Here is a 10,815-nt window from a genome sequence, read left to right as displayed (position 1 = left end):
TGCACAAGGTCATTCGTTGGGTCTTCGGGGTCTTGCATTCGCAGAAGCCCTTTGACCCCAAACTGACATAACTCCTCAACCTGCTTGACTTCAACCTACATGCACAGTATCTACACCAAATAGTGCTTCTTCACGCAACGGACTCTGTATTATTTCTGTTCTCGGTATGTCTTGGGTGTCACTCCCGTATGCTTGCGAAACTGCTGGGTAAAGTGACTTTGGCTGTTAAACCCACACTGAAGTGCGATGTCTGTGATTAAGTCGTTACTTTGCTTCAAAAGCTTCTTTGCCCGTTCAATTCTTTGCTCTACAACATACTGCCAAGGTGCAATTCCTAGCGATCGCTTGAAGCAACTCGCAAAGTAACATTGGCTGAGATTTGCCGCCTGAGCAAGATCTGCTAACTGAATGTCCTGTACAAGATGAGCATTAATATATTCCAGGACTCTGTTTAGCCTAAACTTACTTAACCCTTCTTCGGGCGATCGCAGCGCTAGAGGACGCGAAGCGTAATTTCTGAGCAGGTGAATTGCCAGCAAATTTGTCAGGGAATCTAGATAAAGTTGGTTTCCCCATTTAGTCTGCTGTATTTCGGTTTGAATGAACTGAAAGATAGATTGAAGTTGGCGATCGCGTATCTTAAACCCGCTGAGCAGTTCAAGTCGTTCAGGGTGAGGGCAACCAATTTCTAACGCCATCTGCTGCAAAAAGTCTGGATCGATGCTCAGCGCTAGAACTTCATCGATCATTTCACAAGCACCAAAGAAAGACGTACAAGCCGGAATCAGCAATAAGTCACCTTGGCATAGAGAATCGTCATATTCCTGCCCACCCATGCGAAAAACTTGACGGTCTACATGACCTAATTCAAAAACCAGTAAGTGCTGAGTAAGTCCTCCTGAGATTTCACATTCTCCAGAGGGCTGAATTTGATGTTCTAGAAGTAATCTACCCGCTTGGAGAGCTTGACTGGATACTATCTGCTCCGGTCTAATCGCGTCCTTGGGGTGAATAGCTTGGCTAGAAGACATCGTCTAATCAAAAGATATTAATAAGTTTCCATCGAAATTTGAAAGACGGCAGGCTAGCAACTTATCGATAATGGATTCCTCTAGCCAAGCTAGCGACGAATGAGCGCAACCCTGCCAGCATAAAGCTTATGTCAAAGATCGAATATCTCAAAAGAGGCTTTCTTCTAGCCACGTTATTAGGCTTTTTAGGCTGTCAACCGACCAACACGGATCGAGTGAGTCAGCAGCCAAGTGAGAACACTAGCAGTGTTAACCAGACAGAGGACGAAGTTTCGCTAGATTGGTTCACCTCCTCGGCTCTAGAAGATACGGATATCATTTCTTCCTCGGAAGCAAAGCTATTCATTGAGAATGTTTACCAAACCCTCGATCGCGAAATCTTTGATCCCGCATTCAAGAAAGCAGAACGCGAGCAGCATTTGAGCGAACTGTTAGCCGAAGCTGAAGCCAAACCAAACTGGACTAGAGCAGAACTGGCTGCACGGATTAACGAACAGCTTAATCGACTGGCAGTTTCCCACGTACGACTGTTAGATCCGACCGAAGGAGAACGGTTGTTTCGCATCTTCGAGCAAAAACCTTTACCAGATGCTGCTACCCCCGAGCCAAGCGTTTCAGCCGAGATGAGGGGCAAAATTGGAATTCTGCGAGTCAAAAGTTTTATCGTTCCCCTGATTACCAAGGCTCAATTGGACCAGGCAAAAGCTCAACTTGCTCAAGCCAAAGTGATTCTAATTGACGTGCGTGGAAATGAAGGAGGCTACGGATCGAGCGTTAGCTATGCAGTTGAAGACATTGTTGGTGCTGACAAAGTGCTTTGGTGGGACAGAACCCGTGAAGGGTTACAGATGGAGGAACCTTATGTCTTTCGAGGCTACTTTGACGACGCGGACAATGTGGAAGCAGAAGCAGATATTGCTCTCGGAGAAGAACACCCTTACGTTGAGTGGCGCACTCGGCTAGAAGCTCAGCAAGATCCAAGACCGCACTTTGTTCTAATCGACGACCGCTGTGGTTCAGCCTGTGACTTGTTTGCAGGGGTCGTCAAAGATCACGGTTCTGCCGGAATATTAGGAGTTCGCACAATGGGCGCACTACTGGGAGGTGACGCTTTTAGGTTGAGATGGGAAGGCTTTGCGTTGATTGCTCCTACGGTTCAAGTCATCTCACCTAAAGGGCTGACAATTGAGGGGGTAGGAGTTCCACCAGACGTTGAGATTCCTGAATGCGCGAATGGCGGCAGTCAGTGCCTTGAGAGGGCTATTCAGATGATTCAAGCAGGTGCAGTGTAGAAATTTTTGATGCTAAGGCAATGCTTTTAGTCTGCGATCGCCGCAAAATGCTTATCCACCAAATCTGGAATATCTTGCGGACGAATCCGAGAATAGCGAGTTTTGTCAGGCATGACGATATTTGGGCCAGCTTTACATTGCTTCATGCAGCCCGTACCTTTGATGGTGACCTGATCTGCTAGGTCGCGATCGCTCAACGCTTGCTCTAGCGCTTGAGAAACCGCCCGACCACCCCGCTTACAGCAGTCTGACTTTTGACAAACCAGAATACAGGGATTTTTAGAGCTTGCAGTTGCAGATGGAGCAGGCGTTGAGGACTGAGAAACTGGAGCAGCAGATTGAACGGGGGGAGTGGCGATCGCAGCCTGACTGGGAGCCACAGGAACGACCTGATAAGCTTTGAGCTTAACGGTTCCCTCTTTGTAGTCCAGCTTCTGAATTCCAATCACACGGATCCATTCACCTGGAGTTAGCGTTTTCGGTAGAGAAAATCGGATTTCTTTTGCCAGCTTGATCGGATATTCGCCCGTTGCTGTAGCTAGCCTGATTGCTTTTGGCTTGTAACCATCTTTAAGAATTAAGCCTAAAAATCGTCCTTCTACCTGAAAATCTGCTGTTCTGCTCATAATTAACCTGATCTAACTCTTCGTGTGGGGCAAAGCAAGACATTGCTCAAACGCTGGATTCTCTTGTAGCCGCCGACTTAGTATTGCCAGCAGCGCTCTAGCTGCCCAATCAGCTGATGGCGAGAAGACGTAACCTGATAAATCACGCTCCAAAGCTGCAAAGCTGCAAGGGGAGTGTCAATTTTGGCTTGAAAGCTACCGTCGCCAAGACAGGTACAGGGAATGTCGAGTTCTTGAAGCCGGGCGTAAACCTGCCAGCGATCGCTTCGGGGAATAGAGACCAATTGTCCAGTTTCGGAATTAGGAGAAGATGAATTCATTGATTCTGATTCAAACTAAATGCAATAGATTCCTAGATAAATTTGCTCACAATAAATGGTCAGGCTAAGCTCAATAGCTCTGACAAAGGGTATTGGGGATCAACACCCTGGTTGAGTCAATACTTTGGTAATCAGCGACTTCAGAAGTTTATGGATACTTTTCGGAAGTGCCTTGAGGGCAGTACGGACAAGGCTTGTCTCGTCCTTATCGGAACCAATCGAACTAATAATCATTTCTGATTGGAAGTATGAGAGACTCTAATGAAGTTTTCCTAAAGCTATTTATTGAGAATAATGTGCAACTACTGTTAACAAGATATGGCAAAAACTGACCTTTTGCAAACTTTTTGCATTAAAGCCAGATGTTGTCGCTCTTGTTATCCTTACGGAATCGGCTATTTTGAGGAAGTTGGCAATTCAGGAATTCAAGCAGATCAGCGACGGTATAGGGGTCAAAGTCCTCCAGGTGATCGCTGAGGTCAGCGCCAAAACAGTGCCAGAAGTCTTCGCACAGCCTGTTTTCCCAATCAAACCAGCAAACTTCTGTCCAGTGCAAATCAGCTTCCAGGCGATCGCTTGGAAGCACTCTAGCAATTCTCAGTCCAGAATATTTTTCTAAATAGCTGTAGGCAAAAGCCGCAACGGACGGAGCGATGCCGATGGGCTGATAGTAAGAGTTAAACCACTTATTCAAATTCGGAGCAGGACGACTGCGCAACATTCGGTTGACCTGTCGCCGCTGCTTAAAGTCAGGACTGAGTACATCGTAGGTTTGGAGACTGAGAAACGCATTCTTGAGCCTTTGCCAGATTGTCTTGAAGATGCTCAACGCTCTGCCTCTTATCGAGTTTCCTCCAGTGTGCCCAACCCATCCCTAATTCTCAAATTCATTAACCTTTGTGTAAATGTGACTCCACTGCACTCACATTTACACAAAGGTTTTACAAACTGCATGAAGGCACCGTAGCTGTTGCGCCAGTGCCTTCATGCTAAATCATCCTCAACATCATGCAGCCTGATAAGGACTTGTCAGCTTGCTCAACTGCTGCACCAGCAGACTCAGGAATAAGCCTACATCTGTTACCACACCGACAGACTCAACGGAGCCGCGATCGCTCAGCTTTGTCACAACGGCTGGGTTGATGTCTACGCAAACCAGCTTGACTCCGGCAGGGGTCATGTTGCCTACACCGATCGAATGCAGCATGGATGACAGCATCAAGATCAGGTCTGCCCCTTCGATCAGCCGAGCATAATCTGCCTGAGCTTCGAGCAAGTCCATTTTGGTATCGGGTAACGGACCATCATCTCGGATAGAGCCTGCCAGAGAGAAGGGCACGCCTTTACGGACGCATTCGTAGAAGATGCCGTTGGTGAGAATGCCCTGTTCGACCGCCTGAGCAATGCTGCCACAGCGACGGATCGTATTAATCGCCTTAAGGTGATGACGGTGCCCGCCGCGCACAGAAACGCCTCGCTTCATGTCCATGCCTAACGAAGTGCCCATTAGCGACTGCTCAATATCGTGGACGGCGATCGCATTTCCACCCAGCAACGCCTGCACATAGCCCTCTCGAATCAGCCGAGATAAATGCTCCCCGCCGCCGGTATGAATGACCACAGGTCCCGCCGTAACCGCAACTTTGCCGCCCTGATCGCGAATCTTACGCAGTTCCCAGGCGATTTGCTCGACCACTAGCTCTACTCGACGTTCGCTCGAAACGCCTGCCCCCATAAAGCTAAACTCTTGGGTAGCCCGCTGATCTCGCGATTCGGGTTTGCGAATGGTGCGAATGCCCTCTACCCCAACCACAACCTGATCTTCAAGCTGGAGATCGCGTAGAAGCTTGCAGCGGGCAACAAAACTTCCGGCAGTGGGAGTGATGGCGATCGCCCCATCCATTCGCTGACCTTCTACCTTGACCCATTCCCCATTCACCCTCACCTCAGTGGGGTAAATCGTGGTGACGTAAAAATCATCGGGAGCCACTCCCACCTGCGGCACAGCTTCCAAACGGACATCGCACGCCTCTTGAGGCAGCGTCAAAGCGCCAATGTCGATCAACTGAGACATGATTTTTTCCATCACGTCATGGCTAGGGGCAGACACCTTCACCTCAGCCGAGGAGGTGCTTTGCCGCTGTTCACCCAGGTCAAAATTTAACACCTGGAAACTACCGCCTCCTTCCACAACGAGATCCAGGGCACGGTTAATTAAACCCGAATCGAGCAAATGTCCTTCCAGGCGAATCGTCCGGCTCTCAACCGCAGCGCTGGCATGAACCGCAGGCTCCACTGGCTCCGTCATCCGTAACGTCAAACATTTTGCGGCTCCACCTGCCTTGAGAAATTCGGTCAGGGGCGTTTCAAGCACCTCAAAGCCGACCTTTGCCAGACGATCTTTCAGAGAATCGCTAGCGATGTTCATGACGATCGTGCGATCGATGTTGACCGCATTGCAGGCGAAATTAACTGCGTCTGCTTCCTCAACGGCAATTCGTTTTGCCTCGGGCACTCGCATCTCAATCAAACGATTTGAGTAGGCATCAAAAGCAGGTGGATAATAGAGCAAATAGCCATCTGTAAGCGGGCAAAAGCAGGTATCAAGATGATAGAAGCGCTCGTCCATCAGCCGCAGCGATACCACCTCAATATCTAACCACTTTGCCAAATAGGGATGAGAATCAAGCTCCGAGCGGAAGCCATAGCCAGCCCAGAGCCAGCGCCCCTCGCGATCAAGCAAAGCATCTCCGGCACCTTCAAATGGTAAGTCTTTGGGCAACTCGTGAACGGTATATCCCTGTTCCTCAAACCACTGCTTAAAGAATGGCTCTTCGCCCTGGCGCTCTTTGTGGAAGAAACGGCTCAGCACGACTGTATCTCCCAAAACCAGTCCTGCGTTTGCCGTAAACACCATGTCAGGTACGCCGACCTGCGGTTTGACCAGATCAACGGTGGCGTGCTGAGTCAGGACATTGTAAAGCTGCTGCCATTGTTCCAAGGCGCGATCGCGAGAGGACTTGTGAATATTCCCCTCCATCCAGGGGTTGATCACATAGTCCACCTCATAATGATGAGCCGAACACATGAGGAAACGAATTGAGGAAGTCATAGGAAGTTGTAACGATAAAGAGCGGTTGATGCGAAAGCTTTTGGCTCTAAGTCCTGAGCCTGGAAATCTTGGTGAACAGTCAGAGCAAGCACCTCAGGATGGACCGGTGCCTCAACTCTCGTGCCGTTGAAATTAAAGCGAAACTAGCGAAACTAACGTCAAGCGTTAGACTTAACGCTTTATTCTATTACGCTATCCAAAATTGGTTTGGACTAGATGCTGCAGTTCAAGCAATTGTTGCGATTTCATAACCCAAATTATTTCTCACTGCCCCTGTCCTAAAGATTAGAACAGATGTACTATAAATTAGCGACCGGTTAGGAAGCAGCGAGGGCAGATTGCCCAATAAAACCAGGCCTCGGTGTAACGAAAATTTACATTCAACCCGTGCTAGCAATATGTTTGAACTCAGTGAATTGAAACAAAATCGGTTCTACCAAAAAGTCCTGGCAGAACGGCAAGCAGAAAATCGTTTACAAGACAAACTAGAAGCGGTTCCAATCATGCTTCAGCACGGCTTTACAGCAGAGGAAACCAGCACAATTCTAGGTCTAACGCTGGAGCAAGTCTTCCAAGCCGCTTAAACGTAATAGCTGGGTGCTTTACCAGGTTTCCATTTAATGTTGCAGCCAATGCTAGGTTTTTGGTCAGAATCGATGGGCTGGTTTGCTAACACTGCATCTAGGGCAGCGCGTAGATCAAGGCCATCAACAGGTTTATTGTTTCCAGGACGGCTGTTGTCTAGCTGACCCCGATAAACCAGGTGGCGATCGCTATCAAACAAGAAAAAATCAGGCGTACAGGCCGCAGTGTAAGCTTTTGCCACCTCCTGGCTTTCGTCATAGCAAACCGGGAAAGTAAAGCCCGACTCTGCGGCCATTGCTTTGAGATGCTTAGGAGAATCATTTGGATAATTCTCCACATCATTAGCGCTAATCGCAATGATGCCAACATTTTTGTCCTGGTAGTCTTGCCCTAGCTTGCCAAGTTCTGCTTTGACGTGTTTAACAAACGGGCAGTGCTGACAGATAAACATAACCAGCAACGCTTGCTTACTTGCAAACGTTTCCAATGAAATCGTTTCACCCGACACCACATCTGGCAGTTGAAAAGCGGGGGCCAAAGTGCCCAGGCTCAGCATCGTTGAAGCCGTCATTGCCATCGGTCAGATCCTTGAAACGTTACTACAAAACTCCACACTGCCCCTGTTGGCGCAACAGATGGTCACACAGCACCAAGGCAACCATCGCTTCGACCATGGGCACAGCTCTAGGTAATACACAGGGATCATGTCGCCCTTTTGCCGCCAAAACGGTTTCTTCCCCGTCTGTCGTGACGGTGCGCTGCTCTTTACGAATCGTTGCGGTGGGCTTGAAGGCAACCCGCAAGATAATATTCTCCCCGTTGGAGATGCCACCCTGAGTACCTCCAGAGCGATTTGTGCGAGTGCGAATCTGCCCGTTTTCGTCGGTGTAAAATTCGTCGTTGTGTTCGCTACCCGTCATCAGGGTTCCGGCAAATCCCGAACCGATTTCAAACCCTTTGCTGGCAGGCAGAGACATTACACCTTTTGCCAAATCTGCCTCTAGCTTATCAAATACGGGCATTCCCAACCCTTTAGGAACATTGCGGGCGACACATTCAACGACACCGCCAATCGAGTCGCCCGATCGCCCAATTCGCTCGATCAGATCGATCATTCGTTCAGCACAGTCCTGATCAGGGCAGCGAACGATATTGCTTTCAACCTGCTCCAGCGTCACAGTGTCGGGATCAACGACTCCTTCTAAATCCTTGATCCGATTGACATAGCCTATGATCTCAACACCCGCGACCTGACGCAGAATTTTTTTGGCGATCGCCCCTGCCGCGACTCGCCCAATCGTTTCCCGCGCCGAAGACCGACCACCGCCTTGCCAGTTGCGAATCCCGTACTTTGCGTCATAGGTTGCGTCCGCGTGAGACGGACGGTACTTCTGCGCCATTTCGTCGTAGTCCTGAGAACGCGCATCCTTATTGCGAACCAAGATGGCGATCGGCGTTCCCAGCGTTTTGCCCTCAAACACGCCCGATAAGATCTCGCAAGTGTCTGACTCTTTCCGAGGGGTCGTGATCTTGCTTTGACCAGGACGGCGACGATCCAGGTCAACCTGAATCTCCTCAGCAGAAATTTCCAGTCGCGGTGGGCAGCCATCTACCACGACACCCACGCCTCCCCCATGAGATTCCCCAAAGGACGTGACGCGAAACAGTTGACCAAAGGTGTTACCCATAATTTGGGAAAGGACAGTCGAAGAGTATACCGTCCTAACCTATCGAAAAATGAGTCCTGAACGCAATTACTCTTCCTCTCGCCCCACCAACTCAGGGAATTTTTCTGCGCCGACAGGCAATGCTTTGACATCGCTGGTAGCAATGTGCCCCACATAAAATGCGCCAGCCTCAATGTCAAGAGAGCTGGCGGTTACATCCCCTTCAAGTCGAGCAGTGCGGCTCAGCGTCAACCTGCCCTCTGCTACCACGTGGGCTTTAATCACCCCATGTACCACAATGTTATGCGCCCGCAATTCAGGACCTTCAACCAAGCCGGTTGAAGAAATTTCCATGTCGCCCCTGACTTCAACCGTGCCATGAATAATGCCATCCACGCGCAGATTTCCCTCTACATTCAAGTTGCCTTGAAACTCGCTCGTGGCGCTGATGTAGGTCAACGCATTCGCCCGCTTGCGCCTGAACATCGCTCTATCCCCAATGTAAATGTCAATGAGTTTAATCTAAGTAACCCTGGGGGTCTACCACTGTACCATTGCGGTAAACCGAGTAATGTAGATGCGGTCCACTAGAGCGGCCTGTGCTGCCTAAATATCCAACAATTTGGTCATTGTTGACCTGTGCTCCCTGAGACACCTCCAGTTTAGAAAGGTGGGCGTATAGGGTGCGATAACCATACCCATGATTGACGACCACGTGGTAGCCGTACCCTCCAGACCACTCTGCTTTCTCCACTGTTCCAGGCGCAGTGACGTGAACCGGAGAACCGTAAGCACCTGTAAAATCTAATCCCTGATGAAACTCAAAGCTGCGTCGCCCAAACGGGTTTCGGCGCAGCCCAAATGGAGAAGAAATTTCAGTCGTAACTTTCAGAGGAATGCCTGTTGGACGAGCCGCTTCACGGAGCAAGGTATTTTCTAAAGCTGGCTCAATTTCTTGCTTCAAATCAGCGGATAGAGCAGGCAGGCGGCTGTTTGCTGTCTCTAAAAGTTCTTCTGCCTCGACAGGCGTTCCAGTCCCCCCTTGTGGACTGGACTTCGGATCTGCTTCCGTTGGAGCAAACTCAGTGCGAGGCAAGCCTGCCCGTTCACGCAAGTTTTTTACTTCTGCATCTAATGCGTTTAGCTGCTGTAGGACATCTGCGGCTTCTTCAGTCAGCATCAAATTGCGTTGGGAGTGGGAATACAGCGTCATGCCTACCCAAGCAATAGGGGTGACGATGGCGATCGCTAGCGGAACAATTACCGCCAACGGATGAAATGAGAAGGTAATGGGCGCTTTGTCGGTGCATGATATTAGCACAACATAGCGTTTAGGTATACGACGCTTCATTCATTCTTTATCTTTGTCTTTGTCTTTGATCCCCGCAGTGGAGCATGACATACTCCGTCGCGAATGGTCAAGGGCGATCGCCAAAAACGCCGAAAACTGGTGATTTTGAGTGAAAACCAGAGCAATCATTAGTTTCCAGTCATCAGCCAGCCCCAATGCAAAAAGCGCCCCCTTTCGGGAGCGCTTTTGCTTGAGCTGGACTAGAGTTTAGCCAACAATGCTAGGAGCCTTCACAGAAGCGAGGTCGAGCGGGAAGTTGTGAGCATTGCGCTCGTGCATTACTTCCATACCCAGGTTCGCCCGGTTCAACACGTCAGCCCAAGTGCCAATCACACGACCCTGGGAGTCGATGACCGACTGGTTGAAGTTGAAGCCGTTCAGGTTGAACGCCATCGTGCTGATGCCCAAGGACGTGAACCAGATGCCAATCACGGGCCATGCACCCAAGAAGAAGTGCAGTGCACGAGAGTTGTTGAAGGAAGCGTATTGGAAGATCAAACGACCGAAGTAGCCGTGGGCTGCAACGATGTTGTAGGTCTCTTCCTCTTGTCCAAACTTGTAGCCGTAGTTCTGAGATTCGGTCTCGGTCGTCTCACGCACCAGAGAAGAGGTGACGAGAGAACCGTGCATTGCACTGAACAGCGCTCCACCAAACACACCCGCTACTCCCAACTGGTGGAAGGGGTGCATCAAGATGTTGTGCTCAGCTTGGAACACAAACATGAAGTTGAAGGTACCACTGATTCCCAAAGGCATTCCGTCAGAGAAGGAACCTTGTCCAATCGGGTAGATCAAGAATACTGCGGTCGCTGCTGCAACAGGTGCAGAGTA

13 protein-coding genes are annotated in these 10,815 nt (G+C 49.7%); 2 read left to right on the top strand and 11 right to left on the bottom strand.

What is annotated here, in order from left to right; genetic code table 11:
* Window positions 1-149: 149 nt before the first annotated feature.
* The gene (locus tag H6F93_RS14165; RefSeq protein ID WP_190681722.1) at window positions 150-1,031 is read right to left on the bottom strand and encodes a helix-turn-helix domain-containing protein; all 882 of its coding nucleotides are present in this window, start codon (window positions 1,029-1,031) and stop codon (window positions 150-152) included.
* A 128-nt stretch (window positions 1,032-1,159) separates the two neighbouring features.
* Between H6F93_RS14165 and H6F93_RS14160 the strand changes: the two genes are divergently transcribed.
* Window positions 1,160-2,323, top strand: a complete 1,164-nt coding sequence (locus tag H6F93_RS14160) for a S41 family peptidase (protein WP_190681719.1) — start codon at window positions 1,160-1,162, stop codon at window positions 2,321-2,323.
* Between the two features lie 26 nt (window positions 2,324-2,349).
* Here the strand turns inward: H6F93_RS14160 and H6F93_RS14155 are convergent, their stop codons facing one another.
* The 4 genes from H6F93_RS14155 to argZ form a co-directional block, all read right to left on the bottom strand.
* A complete protein-coding gene (locus H6F93_RS14155) occupies window positions 2,350-2,949 on the bottom strand; it encodes a (2Fe-2S) ferredoxin domain-containing protein (RefSeq protein WP_190681716.1) in 600 nt (199 codons plus the stop codon).
* A 77-nt stretch (window positions 2,950-3,026) separates the two neighbouring features.
* Entirely contained in the window at window positions 3,027-3,269 is a 243-nt protein-coding gene (locus tag H6F93_RS14150; protein ID WP_190641020.1) for an Asr1405/Asl0597 family protein, read from the bottom strand.
* A gap of 352 nt (window positions 3,270-3,621) precedes the next feature.
* A complete protein-coding gene (locus tag H6F93_RS14145; protein WP_199313716.1) occupies window positions 3,622-4,098 on the bottom strand; it encodes a hypothetical protein in 477 nt (158 codons plus the stop codon).
* A 177-nt stretch (window positions 4,099-4,275) separates the two neighbouring features.
* Window positions 4,276-6,381: a bifunctional arginine dihydrolase/ornithine cyclodeaminase gene (argZ, locus tag H6F93_RS14140; protein ID WP_190681713.1), complete on the bottom strand. Its 2,106-nt coding sequence runs from the start codon at window positions 6,379-6,381 to the stop codon at window positions 4,276-4,278.
* Window positions 6,382-6,779: 398 nt separating this feature from the next.
* Between argZ and H6F93_RS14135 the strand changes: the two genes are divergently transcribed.
* Window positions 6,780-6,965 (top strand): hypothetical protein, encoded by a 186-nt coding sequence (locus tag H6F93_RS14135; protein ID WP_190641022.1) that lies wholly within the window; start codon window positions 6,780-6,782, stop codon window positions 6,963-6,965.
* On the opposite strand, the gene H6F93_RS14130 is transcribed toward H6F93_RS14135, so the two are convergent.
* The 6 genes from H6F93_RS14130 to H6F93_RS14110 form a co-directional block, all read right to left on the bottom strand.
* Window positions 6,962-7,543 carry a thioredoxin family protein gene (locus tag H6F93_RS14130; RefSeq protein ID WP_190681710.1) on the bottom strand — a complete coding sequence of 194 codons (582 nt, stop codon included), beginning with the start codon at window positions 7,541-7,543 and terminating at the stop codon, window positions 6,962-6,964. The two genes, H6F93_RS14135 and H6F93_RS14130, sit on opposite strands and share 4 nt — an antisense overlap.
* A gap of 22 nt (window positions 7,544-7,565) precedes the next feature.
* The gene (gene aroC / locus H6F93_RS14125; RefSeq protein ID WP_190681707.1) at window positions 7,566-8,654 is read right to left on the bottom strand and encodes a chorismate synthase; all 1,089 of its coding nucleotides are present in this window, start codon (window positions 8,652-8,654) and stop codon (window positions 7,566-7,568) included.
* Window positions 8,655-8,720: 66 nt separating this feature from the next.
* Window positions 8,721-9,119, bottom strand: coding sequence for a bactofilin family protein (locus H6F93_RS14120; RefSeq protein ID WP_190641025.1), 399 nt, complete (start codon window positions 9,117-9,119; stop codon window positions 8,721-8,723).
* A gap of 31 nt (window positions 9,120-9,150) precedes the next feature.
* Window positions 9,151-9,984, bottom strand: a complete 834-nt coding sequence (locus H6F93_RS14115; protein ID WP_190641026.1) for a M23 family metallopeptidase — start codon at window positions 9,982-9,984, stop codon at window positions 9,151-9,153.
* On the bottom strand, window positions 9,985-10,113 hold the full coding sequence (locus H6F93_RS34675; protein ID WP_277881922.1) for a hypothetical protein: 129 nt from the start codon (window positions 10,111-10,113) through the stop codon (window positions 9,985-9,987).
* Window positions 10,114-10,191: 78 nt separating this feature from the next.
* Window positions 10,192-10,815 (bottom strand): photosynthetic reaction center family protein (locus tag H6F93_RS14110; RefSeq protein WP_524537948.1); only part of this gene is annotated, 624 nt, incomplete at its 5' end.

It is taken from the genome of Leptolyngbya sp. FACHB-671 (genome assembly GCF_014695745.1).
Lineage (GTDB): Bacteria > Cyanobacteriota > Cyanobacteriia > Elainellales > Elainellaceae > JAAUTN01.
The sequence above is the reverse complement of the archived record's forward strand: the minus strand, read 5'-3'. Positions and strand labels throughout refer to the sequence as shown.